The sequence below is a fragment of the Streptococcus sanguinis genome (assembly GCF_001078705.1).
In the GTDB taxonomy this organism is placed as follows: Bacteria; Bacillota; Bacilli; order Lactobacillales; family Streptococcaceae; genus Streptococcus; species Streptococcus sanguinis_D.
On sequence record NZ_CDMW01000001.1, the window covers coordinates 1,141,099 to 1,161,821 of the forward strand.

The 20,723-nt window shown below is 43.3% G+C and carries 24 protein-coding genes and 1 tRNA gene; 3 read left to right on the forward strand and 22 right to left on the reverse strand.

Annotated features, from left to right (window positions below):
* Positions 1-9 precede the first annotated feature (9 nt).
* From SSV_RS05665 to SSV_RS05705, 9 genes are all read right to left on the reverse strand, one after another.
* Positions 10-474 carry an NUDIX hydrolase gene (locus tag SSV_RS05665; RefSeq protein ID WP_072074022.1) on the reverse strand — a complete coding sequence of 155 codons (465 nt, stop codon included), beginning with the start codon at positions 472-474 and terminating at the stop codon, positions 10-12.
* Positions 475-482: 8 nt separating this feature from the next.
* Complete coding sequence (locus tag SSV_RS05670) at positions 483-1,136, reverse strand: uracil-DNA glycosylase (RefSeq protein WP_072074023.1); 654 nt, start codon at positions 1,134-1,136, stop codon at positions 483-485.
* Between the two features lie 35 nt (positions 1,137-1,171).
* Positions 1,172-1,924: a DUF4336 domain-containing protein gene (locus tag SSV_RS05675; protein ID WP_072074024.1), complete on the reverse strand. Its 753-nt coding sequence runs from the start codon at positions 1,922-1,924 to the stop codon at positions 1,172-1,174.
* Positions 1,921-3,459 carry a glycosyltransferase family 39 protein gene (locus SSV_RS05680; protein WP_072074025.1) on the reverse strand — a complete coding sequence of 513 codons (1,539 nt, stop codon included), beginning with the start codon at positions 3,457-3,459 and terminating at the stop codon, positions 1,921-1,923. The genes SSV_RS05675 and SSV_RS05680 overlap by 4 nt, the downstream gene beginning before the upstream one ends.
* A gap of 111 nt (positions 3,460-3,570) precedes the next feature.
* Entirely contained in the window at positions 3,571-4,200 is a 630-nt protein-coding gene (gene pyrE / locus SSV_RS05685; RefSeq protein WP_072074026.1) for an orotate phosphoribosyltransferase, read from the reverse strand.
* Between the two features lie 79 nt (positions 4,201-4,279).
* Entirely contained in the window at positions 4,280-4,972 is a 693-nt protein-coding gene (gene pyrF / locus SSV_RS05690; RefSeq protein WP_072074027.1) for an orotidine-5'-phosphate decarboxylase, read from the reverse strand.
* A 248-nt stretch (positions 4,973-5,220) separates the two neighbouring features.
* Positions 5,221-6,159 carry a dihydroorotate dehydrogenase gene (locus SSV_RS05695; protein ID WP_072074028.1) on the reverse strand — a complete coding sequence of 313 codons (939 nt, stop codon included), beginning with the start codon at positions 6,157-6,159 and terminating at the stop codon, positions 5,221-5,223.
* 11 nt (positions 6,160-6,170) lie between these two features.
* Positions 6,171-6,977 carry a dihydroorotate dehydrogenase electron transfer subunit gene (locus SSV_RS05700; RefSeq protein ID WP_072074029.1) on the reverse strand — a complete coding sequence of 269 codons (807 nt, stop codon included), beginning with the start codon at positions 6,975-6,977 and terminating at the stop codon, positions 6,171-6,173.
* Between the two features lie 375 nt (positions 6,978-7,352).
* On the reverse strand, positions 7,353-8,171 hold the full coding sequence (locus tag SSV_RS05705; protein ID WP_072074030.1) for a hypothetical protein: 819 nt from the start codon (positions 8,169-8,171) through the stop codon (positions 7,353-7,355).
* Between the two features lie 110 nt (positions 8,172-8,281).
* Here SSV_RS05705 and SSV_RS05710 point away from each other — a divergent pair, with 110 nt between their 5' ends.
* On the forward strand, positions 8,282-9,190 hold the full coding sequence (locus SSV_RS05710; protein WP_072074031.1) for a LysR family transcriptional regulator: 909 nt from the start codon (positions 8,282-8,284) through the stop codon (positions 9,188-9,190).
* 41 nt (positions 9,191-9,231) lie between these two features.
* Here SSV_RS05710 and SSV_RS05715 read toward each other — a convergent pair whose 3' ends face one another.
* The 6 genes from SSV_RS05715 to rpiA all read right to left on the reverse strand — a co-directional run bounded on the left by SSV_RS05715 (position 9,232) and on the right by rpiA (position 14,387).
* Positions 9,232-9,963, reverse strand: a complete 732-nt coding sequence (locus SSV_RS05715; RefSeq protein WP_072074032.1) for an NAD-dependent protein deacylase — start codon at positions 9,961-9,963, stop codon at positions 9,232-9,234.
* Positions 9,964-9,974: 11 nt separating this feature from the next.
* Positions 9,975-10,736: a hypothetical protein gene (locus tag SSV_RS05720; RefSeq protein ID WP_072074033.1), complete on the reverse strand. Its 762-nt coding sequence runs from the start codon at positions 10,734-10,736 to the stop codon at positions 9,975-9,977.
* Positions 10,733-11,446: a purine-nucleoside phosphorylase gene (gene deoD, locus SSV_RS05725; protein ID WP_176693568.1), complete on the reverse strand. Its 714-nt coding sequence runs from the start codon at positions 11,444-11,446 to the stop codon at positions 10,733-10,735. The genes SSV_RS05720 and deoD overlap by 4 nt, the downstream gene beginning before the upstream one ends.
* A 197-nt stretch (positions 11,447-11,643) precedes the next feature.
* Complete coding sequence (locus SSV_RS05730; RefSeq protein WP_072074035.1) at positions 11,644-12,456, reverse strand: purine-nucleoside phosphorylase; 813 nt, start codon at positions 12,454-12,456, stop codon at positions 11,644-11,646.
* Between the two features lie 28 nt (positions 12,457-12,484).
* Positions 12,485-13,696, reverse strand: coding sequence for a phosphopentomutase (locus SSV_RS05735; protein ID WP_072074036.1), 1,212 nt, complete (start codon positions 13,694-13,696; stop codon positions 12,485-12,487).
* 13 nt (positions 13,697-13,709) lie between these two features.
* Complete coding sequence (rpiA, locus tag SSV_RS05740; RefSeq protein ID WP_072074037.1) at positions 13,710-14,387, reverse strand: ribose-5-phosphate isomerase RpiA; 678 nt, start codon at positions 14,385-14,387, stop codon at positions 13,710-13,712.
* A 176-nt stretch (positions 14,388-14,563) separates the two neighbouring features.
* On the opposite strand from rpiA, the gene mnmE reads away from it, so the two are divergent.
* Both mnmE and SSV_RS05750 read left to right on the forward strand, forming a co-directional pair.
* Complete coding sequence (mnmE, locus tag SSV_RS05745) at positions 14,564-15,937, forward strand: tRNA uridine-5-carboxymethylaminomethyl(34) synthesis GTPase MnmE (RefSeq protein WP_072074038.1); 1,374 nt, start codon at positions 14,564-14,566, stop codon at positions 15,935-15,937.
* A gap of 146 nt (positions 15,938-16,083) precedes the next feature.
* Positions 16,084-16,611: a hypothetical protein gene (locus SSV_RS05750; RefSeq protein WP_072074039.1), complete on the forward strand. Its 528-nt coding sequence runs from the start codon at positions 16,084-16,086 to the stop codon at positions 16,609-16,611.
* A 251-nt stretch (positions 16,612-16,862) separates the two neighbouring features.
* Here SSV_RS05750 and SSV_RS05755 read toward each other — a convergent pair.
* The 7 genes from SSV_RS05755 to SSV_RS05785 all read right to left on the reverse strand — a co-directional run bounded on the left by SSV_RS05755 (position 16,863) and on the right by SSV_RS05785 (position 20,708).
* Positions 16,863-16,934, reverse strand: a tRNA-Arg gene (locus tag SSV_RS05755).
* Positions 16,935-16,974: 40 nt separating this feature from the next.
* A complete protein-coding gene (rplS, locus tag SSV_RS05760; RefSeq protein ID WP_009660455.1) occupies positions 16,975-17,322 on the reverse strand; it encodes a 50S ribosomal protein L19 in 348 nt (115 codons plus the stop codon).
* 119 nt (positions 17,323-17,441) lie between these two features.
* The gene (crcB, locus tag SSV_RS05765; protein ID WP_176693569.1) at positions 17,442-17,768 is read right to left on the reverse strand and encodes a fluoride efflux transporter CrcB; all 327 of its coding nucleotides are present in this window, start codon (positions 17,766-17,768) and stop codon (positions 17,442-17,444) included.
* A complete protein-coding gene (crcB, locus tag SSV_RS05770) occupies positions 17,765-18,139 on the reverse strand; it encodes a fluoride efflux transporter CrcB (protein ID WP_072074041.1) in 375 nt (124 codons plus the stop codon). The genes crcB (SSV_RS05765) and crcB (SSV_RS05770) overlap by 4 nt, the downstream gene beginning before the upstream one ends.
* The gene (locus SSV_RS05775) at positions 18,139-18,402 is read right to left on the reverse strand and encodes a chorismate mutase (protein ID WP_072074042.1); all 264 of its coding nucleotides are present in this window, start codon (positions 18,400-18,402) and stop codon (positions 18,139-18,141) included. Before SSV_RS05775 ends, crcB (SSV_RS05770) begins: the two co-directional genes overlap by 1 nt.
* A 357-nt stretch (positions 18,403-18,759) precedes the next feature.
* Positions 18,760-20,142, reverse strand: coding sequence for a Fe-S cluster assembly protein SufB (sufB, locus tag SSV_RS05780; protein WP_072074043.1), 1,383 nt, complete (start codon positions 20,140-20,142; stop codon positions 18,760-18,762).
* Positions 20,143-20,267: 125 nt separating this feature from the next.
* Positions 20,268-20,708, reverse strand: coding sequence for a flavodoxin (locus tag SSV_RS05785; protein WP_072074044.1), 441 nt, complete (start codon positions 20,706-20,708; stop codon positions 20,268-20,270).
* Positions 20,709-20,723 lie beyond the last annotated feature (15 nt).

The following is a 20,723-nucleotide window of genomic DNA, read 5'->3' on the forward strand; positions in this document are numbered from 1 at the left end:
CTTATCTCCTTATTCGTAAAAGTCCACCTGCGTATCCAACAGTTTATCACCGTCATAAACAAACTTTGCAGAAAAGAAAGGCTTGTCTTCTAGAAGCCACTCAACAAAGGTATGATCGCCTTCCCAGGTTGGTTTAGATAAAACCTGGTCATAGGGCACCCATTCCAAAGTCCCTTCGTTGCATTCAATCAGTTCACCCTCGAACTCAGTCACCATGAAGACATAGGTGTACCAGTCCAAGTCGGGAGTAAACTCTGGAAAAGTGATAACTCCTTTGAGAACAGGTTTAGCTTTTAGACCTGTTTCCTCTAGAATCTCACGTGCAGCACATTCTTGCGGAGTTTCTCCTCGCTCTAGCTTGCCACCGACACCAATCCACTTCCCAGCATGAACATCGTTGGGCTTTTTGTTGCGGTGCAGCATGAGAAACTCTTGACCATTATCGATATAACAAATCGTTGCTAACTGAACCATACTACCTCCTAAGCTAACCAATTGATAGGCTCCAAGCCCTTAGCCACTAAAAAATCATTGGTACGTGAAAAAGGTTTGCTGCCAAAGAAACCACGATACGCAGACAGCGGACTTGGGTGAGCTGACTCGATAATCAAATGTTGGGAATTGCTAATCAGGGCTTTTTTCTTGCGGGCGTAAGAACCCCAAAGGATAAAGACAACTGGAACAGTCTTTTCATTGACTACCTTGATAATTGCATCTGTGAATGGCTCCCAGATTAAGCCGGCATGCGCATTGGCCTGACCAGCAGGCACTGTCAGACCAGCATTGAGCAAGAGAACACCTTGCTGAGCCCAGGAAGTCAAATCATGCGACTCCTTCACTCCGATATCGTCAGCCAGTTCTTTGAGAATATTCTGCAAAGAAGGCGGAGCTGGAATGTCATCAGGTACAGAAAAACTCAAGCCTTGTGCCTGTCTCGGTCCGTGGTAGGGATCCTGCCCCAAAATAACCACCTTAACATCCGCTAAATCTGTCGTCTGAATCGCATTAAACACCTTTTCCCGAGGTGGGTAAATGGTCCCTGAAGCATACACTTCGTCTAAAAAATGATTGATTTTTGCAAAATAACCTTCCGGCAGCTGCTCCTTAATCAAAGCATGCCAAGCTGAATGCTTCATACATGTCTCCTCTCATTTCCTACGATAAAATTCTCTTACCTAATCCACCTAAGCGCTCTTCTTAATTCTGCTGTGCCATTTTCCAGAAAACAAGAACCGTGGGCTAGGATGATTTTCTCCGGTTGCCAAGCCAGCATCTGCTTCAAACACTCTCTGGCTTCTTTTTGATGACCGATAAAAGTCATACGGTAGTCAATAGGTGTCTGACCGTCCGGAGCTGCAACTCGAACTAATTTATAAAACTTGCTGCGAAGCGGACTTGGAAAACGGTCTGTTTGAAAATTCTCAATCAAATCTGTCAAAATCAAGGTTCGACTGTCCTTGTGAAAAAAGACCACTTCCTCAATATAAGTACTTCCCTTGAAAACCAACTGATCTATCTGGTCTGCCCAAACTTCAGGAGCCTCATTCGTCAGCTTTTCATCAAAAGAGACTGGGATTTTCTGCTTGGCCGCTCTCTCCTCAACTCCTGGGCTAGACCAAGCAATTGCCTCCGGATAGCGCTTCTTCCAGTCAGCAATATAAGCATAGTGAATCTTATTAGGAGAAACAAGATGCGAAACCGGACCCAAAGCGTCTAACTGGTCAAACAAAACTTGATTTGGCTGGATTGGTGAATGACACCAGAGCTGGCCGTTTGCTAACTTAATAACAGTCATGCGGGTAGAAAAAGGCAACTTTGTCAGCACCGCATCCATTTCAATCAAATCACCGTCGGCAATCCAGATATTCTCAGCAATGGGCTTCAAGCTATAAAGCGGTTCATAGATAGGAACAGGTCTTTTCATTCTAAAGACTCCTTCTTTCTAGTCCAAAAGCGAAACTTCCCTAGAGATTGAGGGTACTGGGCTAATCCTAGTGCGGACAGAATTAGAATCTGTGGCAAAAACTGAATCAGATAACGCGTCTTTCCTCCCTCAAAAATTTGCAGAAAAAGCAGGCCGCCAAAAACAGCTAAGGTTAGAAAATTCAGTTCGTCACTGGATCGATATTTCCAAAGAGCAAAGACAAGTCCTGCCGCCATGACAATCCAAACCACCTGCTTGGACAGCGAGAAATAGACAAATTCTGACTTGTCAGTGTTCAGTAAGAAGTCACGGACAAACTGAGTTAAAGGATTATCTTTCGTATCTTGGTAAAAAGGCGATATATAAGGCGTCTTTTCATTTTCGACACTGCGGTAGAGCCAGCCCAAATCTCCTTCTGCTACAGTCAGAGACTGCTTGTGGAAGAGATGATGAGCTAAAGTCAAAGGATTATAATCGCTCAAGCGCCGCTTGATTTCCTTGATAACATATTCCTTAGCAAACATGCCATTGTTATAATCATATTGCTTATCGGGCTCAATATACTGCAAGAGCCCTTCTTTCATATCTTCCTGATTGTGGCCATTGAAGGTCAGACCTAGATTGATAAAGAGCAGGGGACCTTTTGCCAATCCCTCTCCCTCCATAATCGGCACTTCATTCTGATGCTTGGAGCAGTAATGCAGCGGAGCATAGCTAATCGCAAAACTGCAAGCAAAAACGACTAGTGTCAGAAAGAACTTCTTCCAGTTCTTTTTGAAAAAGAGAACTCCGAAGACAGCTATCAGCAGAATCATTACTGTTGGTCTAAAGAAGAAAGCCAGACTAGTCATCAGCCCAAGCAAAATACTGCGCCAAACCAGCTGTCGGCTTGATTCCTCTCCCTTCAGCAATCCCAGAACTAGGAAAATCTGCAAACTGATGAAAGGCAGAGGCGGAATATCGGTATACATTGAAAAGAAATAAGGAGAAAAGCCCAGTAAAAGCACATATAAACTAAAGACAACATCTGCAGTCTTTTGGGAAAAATACTTTTGGCAGCCCTTATAGAGAATCAAGGCCGTTACGTTAGTATAAACAATATTCAAGGCCTGCATGACCCATAGACCAGATTCCCCAAATACATTAAAGAAAAAACGCTCGTAAAGAAAGAGTGAGACATTGTTAGGGTTGCGGGTCAAATAGCTGGAAATGGAACTTTCTTTCAGAGTTTTGAAAGCCCCTGTAAAGACAACTGCTGCATCCCGCCTAATCAAAAGCTCTGCTGAAAAGAGCATAATCAGCTGAAAAATAAAGGCGGCTAGCATAATAAGAAGTTTATGCTTCATCAGCCAATGATAAGCTTTTCCTAGCAAATGCCGATAGCGATAGCCTAGATACGCTAACCCAGCAAAAGCAATAATAGCTATACTATTCAGCTCTGAAACATGCCATATGGCAATCAGAAACCAGTGAACAGCCGTAATCAGCATAACTTTCTGTAATATTGAAAAGGATAGATGATAAATCTTAGACATAGCTCTATTATACCAAACACCGAGACTTTAAGCCATTTTTAAAGGCAATACAAGGACGTTTTACTGAAAAATGACCTGAATAAAGGTCAGATCATTTTATTTGTATTCGGTCTAATCTTGCCAATTTTCTTGGTCATGCTTAAATTTCTCAAGCAAGGCCAAGCCTTCAGGACTGACATACCCTTCTGCTTCAGCCAGAGTGATTAGCTCAGTGTAGTTAGAAAGGGTTATTAATTTCACACCCGCTTCATTGAAGTTCTTTTCTGCCTTTGGCAGCTCATAGGTAAAGATAGCCGCCGCACCAATCACATCCGCACCTTCACGTTTAGCGGCAGCAATCGCATCCAAGACCGAACCACCCGTCGAGATTAAGTCTTCAATGACAACCATCTTCTGTCCAGGCACTACGCGACCTTCGATTTGATTGCCCGCTCCGTGATCTTTTGGTTTGCTGCGGATATAGGCAAATGGCAGGTTCATTTTATCTGCAATAATAGCTCCGTGAGGAATACCTGCTGTCGCAGTTCCAGCAATGACTTCTACATCTGGAAATTCCGCTCGAATCTTTTCGACAAAACCATCTTCAATCAAGGTCCGAGTTTCTGGATAAGCCAAGGTCACTCGGTTGTCCGTATATATAGGTGACTTGATGCCCGACGCCCATGTAAAAGGTTCTTCTGGCTTCAAATACACAGCTTTGATGTTCAATAAATCACGCGCAATCTCTTTTGCTAAAGTCATTTTTTGCTCCTTATAAATTTGAATGTTTATGATGCTGTCAATTTCGTATAACGATTTAAATCGTATCTCTTGTTCTTACTTAGCTATTCCACTGCTTCTTGATCTCATGGTAAGCATCCCAAGGATTTTCAGCTTGGATAATCGGACGGCCGACTACAATATAATCACTTCCGATTTGATGGGCTTCCTGCGGAGTCATGACCCGCTTTTGGTCACCGATTTCTGATCCAGCTGGCCGAATACCCGGCGTCACACAGAGAAAGTCATTTGCAGTAGCCGCCTTAATCAGTTCAACTTCTTGAGCCGAACAAACGACGCCATCCAAGCCAGCTTCTTTAGCCTTCCGAGCGTAATTGACAACTGACTCCTGAACCGTAGTCTGGATATTTTGGCAATCACGCATATCTTCCTCACTGGTCGAGGTCAGCTGAGTCACCGCAACCAACTTAGCATTATCTCCCAAAACCTTCTTGGCTTCGCTCATCATCTCCACACCGCCTGCCGCATGGACCGTGACCATGTCGATGCCAAATGTTCCTAAGACAGACATGGCTGAGCGCACCGTATTGGGAATGTCGTGCAGTTTCAGATCCAAGAAAATGCTGTGTCCAAGACCTTTCAAATAATGAACGATTTCTGGACCAATGGCATAGAAGAATTCCATGCCGATTTTGACATAAAGCTTTTCATCTTCCGGAAAATGCTCCAAGAACTCTTTGACATCGTCAAAAGATGGAAAGTCGAGGGCGATAATAGGCCGTTCTTCACGCATGAGGGGAAAATCTCCTTTTAAATTATTATCTTCAAAAAAGTCCATTAGGCATTTATATCTCAAAACCAACCTTCACATTAGGCTTAGAGACATAGAAAAAACCTTGCCCGAGAGCAAGGTTACACGAAAATGTGGCAGTATCTGCCATTCAAACGTATGTACCTTAGTAGCCTCTCTGGACTTCTTTAAAGGTTATATTTAGTTCATTCTATAATTTCACGGCAGGATTGTCAAGTAAAAATGTAACTTTAAAGCAAATTCTCTCGAACTTCTTTTCGTAAGCTTTCAAGACTTTCGATGCCGTATCTATCCATAGCCTTAGGCAAATCTTCAATGATGGTCGGACAGGCATATGGATCCGTGAAATTGGCAGTTCCCACTCCAATAGCTGAAGCGCCCGCTATAAACATCTCCAGAGCAGCCTCCGCAGAATCAACTCCCCCCATACCAATAATGGGAAGTTTACTTGCTTGCGCCACTTGACGAATCAGTTTGAGCGCTACCGGAAAGACAGCCGGACCTGACATACCTCCAGTGCCATTAGCGATAATAGGCTTGCGCGATTTCAAGTCAAATCGCATACCTACTAAGGTGTTAATCATGGTAAAACCAACAGCACCAGCGTCTTCAACTGCCTTGGCTACCTGAGTGATGTCTGCTACGCTCGGAGTCAATTTGATATAGACAGGTACAGTGGAGGCATCTACTGCTGCCTTGGTTGCTTCGTAAGCCAACTCCGGAACTTGACCAATCAACAGTCCAGCATTTCCATGATCAACATTAGGACAGGAGATATTGAGCTCAATAGCCTTGACATTGGGGGCTTGAGAAATTTTCCCAGCAACTGTGGCATACTCTTGATTAGAAAAGCCTGCTACATTGGCGATGATTGGTAGGTCGGGATAATGTTTTTCCAGCCAGGGCAGTTTTTCAGCTAGAACAACCTCAACACCTGGATTTTGTAGGCCAATGGCATTGAGCATACCAGCTGGCGTTTCTGCCACACGTGGAGTGGGATTGCCAAAGCGGGGGTCCAAAGTCGTAGCCTTTATCATTATAGAGCCCAGCAAGTCTAGTCCATAGTACTTGGCATATTCTTGACCGAAGCCAAAGCAGCCAGATGCTGGAATAATTGGATTTTTCAGGTCCAAGCCTGGCAAGGAAACTCTTAAACGTTGGTCACTCATTCTTTCCCCTCCTAGACAATAATCGTGCCCGTCTCAAAGACCGGCCCGTCTTCACAAACTCGCTTATTGACCGACTCGTCCTGACCTGCCACATGAACTACGCAGGCATAGCAGGCGCCCATACCACATGCCATTCGGGATTCCATGGAAAGATAAGCATGCGGATGGTCCAGAAACTTACGATCCACATACTGAAGCATAGCTGGCGCACCACAGGAATAAACAGCCGCATAGTCTTGGGAGAACTCATCCACAACAGCTGATACATAGCCCTGACGACCATAAGAACCGTTATCTGTCGTGACAATGACCTCAGCGTATTTTTTCATTTCTGCTTCCAAAATGACAGCAGATTTATCAGAAAACCCCAGAACAGCTGTCACTTGAGCTCCCTTGGCATACAAGTCTTTAGCAACCTCAAGCAGGGGAGGGACACCAATCCCACCACCGATAATCAAAGCGTGGTCACCTGCACTTACAGGACTCAAATCAAAGCCATTGCCCTGAGGCCCCATAACATCAAGAAAAGTTCCAACTGAAAGTTGAGAAAAAATAGCCGTCCCGCCACCTTCTATCCGATAAATGATGCGACAAGTCAGATTGTCTCGGTCAATCTCTGCGATTGAGATAGGCCGGCGCAAAAGCTTGCTGTCATCTGGTACCCGAATATGTAAAAACTGCCCAGCCTGCATCTGGCTGACCATTTGACCCTTTAGGAGCATAGAAAAAATATTAGGCGCAATCTCTACTTGCTCCAGCAGCTCCATCTGCTCCAGCATAATCTTGCCAAATCTCTTTTTGCAACTGTCACTAACCATGACAACCTCACTTTCTACAAGAAAAAACCTCGCCGCAGCAAGGTTTCGCAAAAAACAAGGCAGCCAACTGCCTCTTATACCGTTTTTCCTACCTTGCAGCCTCACTGGACTTGATTAAAGGTTAAATTGTAAACATTATATCGTTAGAGATGAGGAATGTCAAGGCATAAAAATATCAGAATTTTCACATTTCCGACTTACCTCAGCTTTACCAGTCCTTGTCAAATTCGCTACTTACATCTGCTAGACAAAAGCTTCCATCCTCCTGTCTTCTGAAAACCAAGGCTACTCTATCACTTTTTCGTTCAGTATCTGATTATTATTCGGAATAACATGTCTGCATGTTTTTGTGTTGAAAGAGAGCCATTATTCGTTTTATCTTTCTGTTCTCTCAATGTGGCTATCTGCTATCGTTAAACGGTAAATTCCGTCTTCTTCACGATGTAAAGTTAGATGAACCCATTCATTTTTATAAACTTCATCTGATGTTACGTATCTAAGGTCTAAGCCAATATAATGACTACTTTCTGAATCTAAGTGAGAAATGAAGACTTCTGATTCCTGAGGAAGTCCAAACAATTGAATGATTTCTTCATAAGACATACCGGGTTTGCCTGTACTCTCGTCACGAACTTGTAAGCTGGAAATTTCATCCTTTGTCCAGAGATGGGAACTATCTTCCTTTGGTAAACTTGGATATAGTTCATCAATAATATGCGCACTCTTCCTAATAAGATGATAGTTTGACCCATTTTTTTCAAATGTCAAACTTAAATTGCTTCTATGATAGTCTTGCTTAGCTTCGCTAAAATAAGTTAATTCAATATTGTCATCTATTTCACTATAAAAAAAGCTAGTAGCTTTGCCATGTTTTTCCAGCACTTCATCCAAAGAAACTCCAGCTTGGCCAGTAGAAGTATCCTTAATTTGCAGATTGATTATTTCGTCAGTTGACCACTTGAAGCTATAGTTTCCTTTATCTAAGACTTTATCTTCTAACTGAAGCTCGTCTGACGATTTTTGAGGAAGAGATGAGGTATTACTGTTTTGCCCAAGACTCTCATAAGCAGACTTAATCCCCCACATAAATAACACATTCCCAAATGCAATCATTATGCAAATTATCATAAATACTATAAAAATTGCAATTGGTAAAACCACTGAACGATTCTTGTAATCATCATCTTTATCCATATCGCCCTCCTTATTTCCTTCATTTTAGCACAGGGAACCATAGCAAGCAAACATTTTCTAATCTTCAGATTTATCGGGAAAAAATCCCCAGTTTGTGATAAAATAGTCCTATGAGAATTCAACAGTTACACTATATTATCAAAATTGTCGAGACTGGCAGTATGAACGAAGCTGCCAAGCAGCTTTTCATTACCCAGCCTAGCTTATCCAATGCTGTACGGGATTTGGAAAATGAAATGGGCATCGAGATTTTTATTCGCAATCCCAAAGGAATTACCTTGACCAAGGACGGCATGGAGTTTCTTTCCTATGCTCGGCAGGTAGTTGAGCAGACGCAGCTTCTAGAGGAGCGATACAAGAACCCTGTCGCCCACCGCGAGCTTTTCAGCGTTTCTGCCCAGCACTATGCCTTTGTGGTCAATGCCTTTGTCTCCCTGCTTAAAAAAAGCGATATGGAGAAATACGAGCTCTTTTTGCGGGAAACTCGGACTTGGGAAATTATTGACGACGTAAAAAACTTCCGCAGCGAAATCGGCGTTCTCTTTCTCAATAGCTACAACCGCGATGTCCTATCCAAGATGCTGGATGACAATCACCTGATTGCTACTCATCTATTCACAGCTCAACCCCATATCTTTGTCAGCAAGTCCAATCCGCTGGCCAAGAAAAAGCTGGTTCAATTATCTGACTTAGAAAACTTCCCCTACCTCAGCTACGACCAAGGAACTCACAACTCCTTCTACTTTTCCGAGGAAATTCTCTCTCAGGAACACCATAAAAAATCCATCGTTGTCAGCGACCGCGCGACCCTTTTTAACCTTTTGATTGGTCTGGATGGCTACACAATTGCAACAGGTATTCTCAATAGCAACCTCAATGGAGATAATATCGTCTCCATTCCACTGGACATCGATGATCCGATTGAGCTGGTCTACATCCATCACGAAAAAGCCAGCCTATCCAAAATGGGAGAACGATTCATTGAGTATCTGATTGAGGAAGTACAATTTGATAAATAAACTGCAAAAAACACCTGAAAAAGCTATCTCAGGTGTTTTTTCTATTGTTTTAATTTCCCCAAGACTTCCCCTATCTTGCCCTCAATCACTAAGTCTGCTTGGCTGTCTTGAGGGATGCTGGTCTTGTTGATGACGACCAGATGCTTACCTGAAAAGTACTGGATGAGGCTGGCTGCGGGATAGACGACTAAGGATGTACCGCCGATTATCAGTAGATCAGCTTGCTGGATAGCTTGGGCTGCCTGCTGGAAAACTTCCATATCTAGCGGTTCTTCATAAAGGGTCACATCTGGCTTGACAATACCGCCACAGTCAAGGCAGCGAGGAATGGTACTCTGCAGAGCCAGAAAGGCATCCAAATCATAGAATTGCTGACAATTCAGACAGTAATTTCTATCCGCACTGCCATGTAGCTTGAGAACCTTTTTTGAATCAGCTATTTCATGCAAGCTATCGATATTTTGAGTCACAACAGCCTTGAGCTTACCCATTTTCTCTAAGGCTGCCAAGTAGACATGTGCTGCATTGGGCTTAGCCTCTGGATAGAGCAGGTACTTCTTGTAAAAGTCAAAAAACTCCTGCGGATAGCGCTCAAACATAGTATGAGAAACCAGCTGCTCTGCTGTAAAATGCCGACCCAGCTCGACGCTGTATATCCCATCTGAGCTGCGGAAGTCCGGAATATTGGACTCAGTCGAAACACCTGCCCCACCGAAAAAGACGATATTTTGACTTTGGTCTATCAATTCTTGCAGCCTTGCAATTTTATCCATCCTGCTACTCCTTATAAGAGACTTTCTATAACCTCATTAGCTAGGTCGAAGTAAAAAGGTTCCCTCTGGTAGACAATGCCTGTCTCCTGCGCCAAATCAACCAGAAGCTCCATAAAATGCTGAGATGAGAAACCTGTCGTCCGGTGCAATTCTTCCTCATCAAAAGGCTTGATAAGATGAGCCAGTGGATTGCGGACTGACTTTTCTAACTCTCTTAGTTGCCGTGCTGATTCTTTGACAGATTCGGGCAAATGCAACTGCAAAATCATCTCCGTCAAACTAGAAGAATTGACCGTGCTTTCCGCATGAAAATTTTGCAGGTCAGGATTATCAGAATTTCGCATCTTTTCAAACTTCCAACGGTCGTAACTAGCCCCTCGCGAATTATGAATATAGCTCTCAATATCTGGTATTTGCATGCGAATCAGCCGCATAAAAATCCGATAAATAGCTGGACTTACAGCTCGGATAAAGTCAATCAGCTGCTCATTTCTCAGCTTGGCTTCCAGATCATAAAGGTAATTAACTAGCTGCTCATCCACTTCATTTTCATGGTAAAAAAGTTGAAAATCAGCTAGGTTAGCCCCAGTGATTTCCAACTTTAGATTCATCATAGATTGGATGTTAAGCTCTCTTCGCTCCGCTAAAGCCTCAAGAAGAAGGACCAAATCAGACTGGATACTGCTTCCTGCTCGCACAGCCAGCTTATGAGCATAAGCATAGTCATAGCGGGAAATAGCAAAGAGAATGGCTTCTTTGACATCTACTTTCATGCTTCTGCAATCAAGGTTTCCAAACCAACCTTCATCATATCGGTAAAGGTATTTTGACGCTCTTCAGCTGTCGTATCCTCTTCAGGATTGACCAAGCTATCAGAAATGGTCATGATAGCAAGAGCATCCACATGGTGTTGAGCTGCCAAGTAGTAAAGAGCTGCCGCTTCCATTTCAACAGCTTTAACTCCCCATTTACCAAGCTCAATGTTCTTTTCAAAGTAGTTTGAATAAAAGACATCTGACGACAAGACATTCCCAACATGCGTTGTCATACCGAGATCTTTGGCGATATGATAGGCCTTATCTAGTAAATCAAAGCTAGCGATTTGTGGGAAATCATACTGTGGCCAGTCATTGCGGATGATATTGGAGTTAGTCGCAGCCGCCTGAGCCAGTACTAATTCACGGACATGGACATCAGCATTCAGCGAACCAGCTGTTCCCACACGAATCAGCTTTTTCACACCGTAATCAACAATCAGCTCTCGCGCGTAGATAGAGATTGAGGGCATTCCCATTCCAGTCCCCATAACTGAAACACGTTGTCCTTTATAAGTACCAGTGTAGCCGAACATATTGCGGATTTCATTGAAGCAAACAGCATCCTCAAGGAAATTCTCCGCAATAAATTTGGCACGAAGCGGATCCCCCGGAAGAAGGATTTTATCAGCAATTTCACCCTGCTTAGCAGAAATATGAATAGACATAGTTAAGATACCAAACCCGTCAAAAGCAAAGGGAAAATAGGAGATGGTCGCAGTGAGCGATGCTCGCAAGACCAACTATCTTTTTCCCACCGCTTTTAGGGTGGGTTCAATTCCTTTCTTTCTTAATTTTAATATTCCATAGAAAGACTAGTTCGGATTCAATTACAAACCCAGACACTCCGCCTTTCAACATTTTTTTACAATTCAGCAAGTGTTTCTTTAAGCAGTCGTTTAAAATCACCCTTGACACGTTCTGTTACTTCAACCACTTCCTCATGATTAAGCTCTTCTTGGAACCCAGCAGCAAAGTTTGTAATGCATGAAATTCCAAGGACTTTCAAACCAGAATGTGCTGCTACAATCACTTCAGGCACAGTAGACATGCCGACTGCATCCGCTCCAAGTGTCTTATAAGCTCGGATTTCTGCTGGCGTTTCATAAGTTGGTCCAGTTACACCGATATAGACACCCTCATCCAGCTTGATACCAAGCTTATCAGCAACTTTGTGAGCAATGGCACGGTATTCTGGAGTGTAAGATTTAGACATATCAGGGAAACGCAGACCAAATTCATCCAAGTTTTCACCGATCAAAGGATTTCGACCAGTCATATTGATGTGGTCAGTGATCGCCATAAGCGTACCGGGGCCATAGCCGATACCACCAGCTGCATTTGTCACAATAACACCTGTCGCACCAAGAGCCTTCATCACACGCACTGGGAAAGTAACGATTTCTAAAGGATTTCCTTCATAGAAATGGAAACGGCCTTGCAGTGCCAAGACTTTACGTCCAGCCAAGTCTCCATAGACTAATTTACCAGCGTGGCCAACAACAGTTGAGCGGCCCCAGTTTGGAATATCCGCATAGTCAAGACTAACGGCATTTTCGATTGCTTCAGCCAATTCTCCCAAACCAGATCCCAAGATTAGACCAAATTCAGGTTCTGTCATACCTTTTTCTTTTAAGAAGGCTGCTGTTGCTTTGATTTTTTCAGATAATGCTGTCATAAATATTTTCCTCACTCTCTTATCACGCTTATAACAATTTGTCCAAGAAGCTTTCGCCAATCATCGCCTTATCCACTCCGAAGTTTTCAGCAACGGTAGCTGAGATATCTGCAAAGTGTCCGATAGGAATATGACCATGACCGCTCAGCGATTTTCCGAAGACCAAGAGCGGAATGTACTCACGAGTGTGGTCAGTTCCGGCATAGGTAGGGTCATTACCATGGTCTGCAGTAATCATGAGCAAGTCATCTTCACGCATATTTTCAATGATTTCTGGGATGCGCGCATCAAACTCTTCCAGGCAGTCACGGTAGCCATGTGGATCACGGCGGTGACCATAAAGAGCATCAAAGTCTACTAGGTTGGTAAATGAGAAACCTTCTTTGAAGTTTTCGTCTTTGAGGGCTTTGACCAAAGTATCTACACCATGATTGTTAGACTTATTGTGTCCCATATCATGATTGATTCCAGCGCCGTTGAAGATATCATTAATCTTACCAACAGAATAAGTGGCAATTCCAGCTTCATTGAGCCTATCAAGAACAGTTGGCTCAAACGGAGAAACGGCATAGTCGTGACGGTTGGCTGTACGAGTAAAGTTACCAGGCTCACCTACATAAGGACGAGCGATAATACGTCCCAGAAGCGCAGGGCGTTCCAAGGTAATAGAGCGGGCGAATTCACAGATACGATAGAGCTCTTCCAAAGGAATCACTTCTTCGTGTGCTGCAATTTGCAATACTGGGTCTGCAGAGGTGTAGATAATCAGCTCGCCTGTTTCCATCTGACGAGGACCAAAGTCATCAATAACTGCTGTACCAGAGTATGGCTTGTTAGCCTCACGAATGACCTTGCGACCAGAAAACTCTTCAATCTGAGTCAGGATTTCTTCTGGGAAGCCATTCCAGAAAGTATCAAAAGGCTCAGTAATATTGAGACCCATGATTTCCCAGTGTCCTGTCATCGTGTCTTTTCCAAGAGACACTTCTTCCAGCTTGGTATAGTAACCGCTAGGATTTTCTTCTTGAGGAACGGTCTTCAAAGGAGCAGGACGCTCGATATTTCCCAGGCCGATTTTAGCCATATTTGGCACACTCAGTCCTACCGTTTTGGAAATATGTCCCAGAGTATCTGAAGCACCATCTGGTACCCCTGCATTGACAAAGTTATTAGCATCTGGTGCAGCACCGATACCAACTGAGTCCATGACTACCAAGTGAATACGATTAAATTTTGGCATAAAACACCTCTTTCTATTTATTGGCCTCTAAAATTTTAAGACCTGATTTTCCAGCAACAATGACCTTGTCTACCATTTGATTAAACAGTCCATGCTCCACTACGCCCACAACATGATCAAGTTCTTGCGCAAACTCAACTGGATTTTCAATCACACCAAGGTCTAGGTCGATAATGAAATTCTGCATGTCCGTGATAAAACGCTGACCCACCTGCTGACGAAAGGCCGGCTTATAGCCCGCACGCTCAAAGCGACGAAAGAGCTGTTCAGCACCATACTGAACAACTTCTACTGGCAGCTTGAAGACACCTAACTTCTCTACCATCTTGCTCTCATCGACTACCCAGATATAGTGCTTGGTGGGCACCGCTACGACTTTCTCCATGAGAAGTGCGCCGCCACCACCCTTGATACCGTTAAAAGTGGCGTCAACCTCATCAGCTCCATCAACTGTCACATCAACAAAGTCAACTTCATCAATGGATTTGAGCGGAATACCTAAACCTTCTGCCTGTTTGCTAGTGACACTGGAAGTCGTAACAGCTGTAATCTGTAGTCCTTCCTCTTTTATACGCCGACCAATCTCTTCGACAAAATAATAAGCGGTCGAACCCGTCCCGAGACCAACTATCATCCCGCTTTGGACAAATTCAGCAGCCTTGATTCCTGCCAGTTTCTTTAGATTTTCCATAGCACCTCCTCAAATCACACTACTTTTATTATATCATGATTTTCACTAACATGAAAGTGTTTTCTTTACCAGACTTAAATTTCATTCCTTTGGCTTGATAATCGAAAGCCTTGCTCCTCCTTGATTTTTGCGTTACAATTAAGGTAATTGATTTTAAACACAAGGAAAAATACTGTATGATTACCAGAGAATTTGATACAATCGCTGCAATTTCTACGCCTCTTGGCGAAGGGGCCATCGGCATTGTTAGACTAAGCGGGACTGACAGCTTTGCTATTGCCCAAAAAATCTTCAAAGGGAAAAATCTAAGCAAAGTGGAAAGTCACACGCTCAACTACGGTCATATCGTCGACCCTCAAAATCAGGAAATTCTGGATGAGGTTATGGTTGGTGCCATGCGCTCTCCCAAGACCTTCACGCGCGAGGATATCATCGAGATTAATACCCACGGCGGGATTGCAGTCACGAATGAAATTTTGCAGCTGGCTATCCGCGAGGGCGCGAGAATGGCTGAGCCTGGCGAGTTTACCAAGCGGGCCTTTCTCAATGGGCGAGTGGATTTGACTCAGGCCGAGGCTGTCATGGACATAATCCGCGCCAAGACCGATAAAGCCATGAACAACGCTGTCAAGCAGCTGGATGGCTCCCTCTCCAACCTTATCAACAATACCCGTCAGGAAATTCTCAACACTTTAGCTCAGGTCGAGGTCAACATCGACTATCCTGAGTACGACGATGTAGAAGAGATGACGACCCAACTTATGCGAGAAAAAACGGCTGAGTTCGAGACATTGCTGAGCAATCTCCTTAATACTGCACGACGAGGTAAGATTTTACGCGAAGGTATTTCCACTGCTATCATCGGACGGCCTAATGTTGGCAAGTCCAGCCTGCTCAACAATCTATTGCGCGAGGACAAGGCCATTGTGACTGATATTGAGGGGACGACTCGAGATGTGATCGAGGAGTATGTTAATATCAAGGGTGTCCCCCTCAAACTCATCGATACCGCAGGGATTCGAGAAACCGATGACCTTGTGGAGCAGATTGGAGTTGAGCGCTCTAAAAAAGCCCTGCAGGAAGCTGACTTGGTCCTCTTAGTTCTTAATGCCAGCGAGCCTCTGACGGATCAGGACAGACAATTGCTCGAAATCAGTCAAGATAGCAATCGTATCGTCCTGCTTAACAAGACTGACCTTGAGGAAAAGATTGAGCTGGATCAGCTGCCAGCAGATGCTATCAGGATTTCTGTCCTTCACAATCAAAATATCGATAAAATTGAAGAATGCATCAATCAACTCTTCTTTGAAAATGCTGGTATCGTTGAGCAAGACGCCACCTACCTGTCCAACGCCCGCCACATCTCCTTGATTGAAAAAGCCTTGGAAAGCCTGCAAGCTGTCAACCAAGGCTTGGAAATGGGTATGCCGGTAGATCTTCTCCAAGTCGATATGACCCGCACCTGGGAAATCCTCGGCGAAATCACTGGTGACGCCGCACCAGACGAACTCATCACCCAACTCTTCAGCCAATTCTGCTTGGGGAAATAGAGAACAATAAATACCTGTCATTTCCAAACTTACACTTGTTCTACTGTCCTTAGTTCTATCAAGTTCCATTGCCCTCTAATAAAACTATTGCTAAAATCTTCAAATTCATATAAAATAATCCTATCATATCAAAAAGGAGATTCTCCATGAAAAAAACCTTTCAAGTATTCTTACTAGCAGCTAGTCTATTAAGTTTGGCCGCTTGTGCCCAATCTCAATCAAAAAAGCCAGCTCAATCAAGTGATAAGGCTAAAACTTCCAAAAAATCATCCTCTAGCAGTAAAGCCAGTTCTAAATCATCTAGTAAATCTGATAGCTCTTCGTCATCCAGTTCATCTTCTGACTCCAGCAGCATTCCAAGCACTAACAGCAGCTCAGGCTCTACTATAGTAGATGGCAAGGAAGTTTCTATTACTTCCGAAGGTGCTTTTATCACTTTTCCTGAAATCGGTAAAGTCGTGAAGAAAGATGATGGCTATCTATTCGCTTCGCAAGGCCTTTGGGTAATGATTAGAACTGATGGACAATATATGTCTATCACATCAGAGGGTAGAAATATCAATAGCATTGATGTCGATCCTGGTCCAGTTAATGACGTCTATGCAAAATTTGGAGTTTCTGGAACTGCTGATATTGACGCGATTATAGAAAAAGCAAAATCATCAAACAACTAGAGTAAAAATAAAGCATATCTAACCAATTTTGCTTAGGGAAATAGAGAACGAGAGACCTAAAATTTAGGTCTCTTTTCAAATGCAGTAATTTATTCACTATACTCATTAAGTATCCTTTTAAATTAAGAACAGCATTTTAAAATTTCAGTCCAAAACTGACGTTATCGACTCAGTCAGGCCCAAGAGAAAATGACAACCCATCTCTTTTCCTCCTGAGAGTATTGAAAAAAGCCTTAGTCAGGCTTTTAGAATGTCCCCTGCCGGAATCGAACCAGCAACTACTCCTTAGGAGGGAGTTGTTATATCCATTGAACTAAGGGGACTTAGAGAAAAACTCTGCCCAACGACAGAGTCTTTCTAAGATTAACGGCGAATTTCTTTGATACGTGCTGCCTTACCTTGCAATGCACGAAGGTAGTACAATTTAGCACGACGGACTTTACCGTAACGAACGACTTCAATCTTGTCAACACGTGGAGTGTGGATTGGGAAAGTACGTTCAACACCGATACCGTTAGAGATTTTACGAACGGTGTAAGTTTCTGAGATACCAGCACCTTTACGAGCGATAACCACACCTTCAAAGATCTGGATACGTTCGCGAGTTCCTTCGACAACTTTCGCGTGAACGCGGACAGTGTCACCAGGACGGAATGCAGGGATGTCAGTACGAAGTTGACCTTCAGTCAAACTTTGGATTAATGGATTCATTTTTTTCTACTCCTATCTTACTAATCTTAAGGTTCAAGACCGCAGCGGATTAGCCGTTTTTTGTGCTTCCATTAGGCACAAAATATATTATATCAAAATTTCTAAAAATGTAAAGATGTTTAAATGAAAATTCCCAAAAGAATCGCTAAAAATCCGAGGATATAGGTCAAAGCCAAATAGAGAGCAAATTTCTTTCGATCCGAAAAGAGATCTGCCAACTCAGCATTCAAGGTGGAAAAGGTCGTCAGGCCACCACAGAAGCCTGTTGCCAAAATCACATAAAGCTGCTTGTCTTCTATATGATTATAAAAATATCCAATGAGAAAAGCACCTAGCAAATTTGCCAATAAAGTCCCAATCGGCAGATATGCTCTGCTATTGACCTTGGAGAAAACATAACGCACAAGAGAACCAGCGCCGCAACAGATTAACATCGCCCACATCATGGCTTCACCTGCTTTCCAGCCCATAGGGCGATTGCAAGGCCACCACCTACACTTAAAACTAGATAGATAAGAAGCTCCGTATAGCGCCCTGAATCTGCTAGTTTGATACTGTCTAGCAGAAGACCAGAAAAAGTCGTCAAACCTCCGCAAAAACCGGTCGAAAGCGCTAAAAGCAGACGCTGGGACTTAACTTTACTGCTAAGATATCCCTTGATAATATAGACTAGCAAAAAAGTTCCCAAATAATTGACCAGTAAGGTAGCCAGCGGAAATGAATCATCAAAAACTGATATGAGCGCTACTTGGTAACGTAGCCAACCGCCTGCCATTGCAAATAAAGCCACAGCAATAGAGTTCTGTACTTCTTTCATTAGATATTTTTATTCTGAAATTCACGCGAACGTTTTAAAATGTCAGAAAAGGTCGCAACAACAGTTTCCTTGTAGTCCTTGTTTTCAACCTTATCCGCCACTCTGGCAAAAATCACATCTTCTCTCTTGCTATCCAAGACTGCTGTGCCCGTTAATTTTTTTAAAGCCACGACTTGGCCAACCAGATTCATGCGTTGCTCCAGTAAGGTAACGATTGCATCATCCACTTGATCGATTTCCTGTCTGATTTCTTCTAACGTCATCTCATTCCTCCTTATATTCTATCTATCATATCAAAAAATAGTAAAATTTTCTAGTTAATTCTAAATAAAAAGGTCCAATGGACCTTGATTAAAGGAAACTCGCAAGGGCGAGTCTTTATCTGCCACCTAAAACAGCTCCTATCTATAGATTAAAAAGGTTCCCCGAACCTTTTTAAAGAGCACTCGCTTAACCGAGTGCTTATCAGCAACCTAAAACAGTCTCCCGAACCTTGGATTAAAGATAACTCGCAAAAGCGAGCTTTTATCCACAGATTAAAAAGGTCCACTGGATCTTATTAAAGAGAACTCGCAAAGGCAAGTTTTTATCCGTAACCTAAAACAGTCCCCCGGACTGTTTTAGCCAACTGAGCCTTCCATACTCATGTTGATGAGTTGGTTGAGTTCGACGGCGTATTCCATTGGTAGTTCTTTGGTAATGGGTTCCATAAATCCGTTGATAATCATAGCTGTGGCTTCTTCTTCGCTGATGCCGCGACTCATCAGATAGTAGAGCTGATCCTCAGACACTTTGGAAACCTTGGCTTCATGCTCTAGAGCGACATTGGAATTATGAATTTCATTAAAGGGAATGGTGTCAGAACTGGACTCACCATCCATCAGAATGGTATCACACTCGATATGAGATTTGGAGCCTGCACTATTCTTGCCAAAGCGAACCTGACCACGATAGTCCGTCTTACCACCATCCTTGGCCACTGATTTAGAAATTAAGGTACTGGAAGTCTTAGGTGCATTATGAAAGACCTTACAGCCCGCATCTAAGTGCTGACCATAGTTGGCAAAGGACATAGAGAGGACAGAAGTTCTTGCATTGCGGCCATTAAGAATGCTACAAGGATATTTCATATTGACCTTGCTGCCTAAGTTCCCATCAATCCACTCTAAGGTGCCGCCCTCTTCAACAACCCCGCGCTCCGTTACGAGGTTATAGACATTGTCTGACCAGTTTTGAATGGTTGTATAGCGGAAAAAGGCATCCTTTTTGACAATGATTTCGACATTTGCGGCATGAAGACTATTGCTTGTGTAAGTCGGTGCTGTACAACCCTCAATATACTGGATAGAGCCACCCTCCTCGATAATCATCAAGGAGCGCTCAAACTGGCCGGCATTTTCACCATTGATACGAAAATAGGTCTGGACAGGAACTTGGCACTGGACGTTCTTGGGCACATAGATAAAGGTTCCACCGGACCAAACTGCACTATTAAGCGCAGAAAATTTATGCTCAGCATTTGAAATCACAGTACCAAAATACTGCTTGACCAAGTCTGGATATTCCTGAACAGCCGTATCCGTATCAGTGAAGATAATCCCCAGCTTGGCAAACTCTTCCTTCATATTATGATAAACCACTTCAGATTCATACTGTGCAACAGCTCCAGATAAAAACTGCTTCTCAGCTTCTGGAATTCCCAGGCGGTCAAAGGTTTTCTTAATCTCTTCTGGGACTTCATCCCAACTGCGAGCCCGATCTCCGCTTAGCTTCTGATAATAGATAACATCATCAAAGTGAATCCCTGACAAATCAGGGCCAAAGTCGGGCATAGGTAACTTATGAAAGAGTTCCAAGGAGCGCAGACGATAGTCCAGCATCCACTGGGGCTCATTCTTGATTTCTGAGATTTCTCGAACAACTTCTTCTGTCAGGCCTTTACCAGTCGAAAAGAGCGGCTTGACATCATCATGAAAGCCAAAAGCATAGTCGCGTTCTTTCATAGGAACTCCTCCTTTATCTGATGGATAGCGCTTACTTACATTATACTCCTAATCATGAGAATTGTCAGAAAATAACACTTTTCGCACAAAAAAAACGGCCGCAGCCGCTTTCTCTATTTATCGCTTTAAACTTTATTAACCATGCCTTCCGCAAAAGCTTCCAAGCGTGCAATATCATCATCTTCCGCAGATAGATCCACTTTAACGCTTTCTGCACCCTTCACTGCTCCTGTAGCAGCAAAAGCAGCATCAAAGTCATCGACAGCCTTGCAGAATTCATCATAGAAAGTATCGCCCGAACCGACCACTCCGTAGACCTTGCCAGACAAATCCAGACCAGACAAGTCTTCGTAGAAGTCCATCATTTCATCCGGCAGCTCACCATCACCATAGGTATAGGTCGCCACAATTGCAATATCTGCTTCCAAGAAATCTTCTGCATCGACAGTGGTGCACTCGTCCACTTCAACTTCTACATCCAGGTCTCTTAGCTTATCCGCCACAATATCAGCAATTTCCTCGGTGTTTCCAGTCATGCTGGCAAATACAATTTTCGCTAAGGTCATAGTTTCCTCCAAATT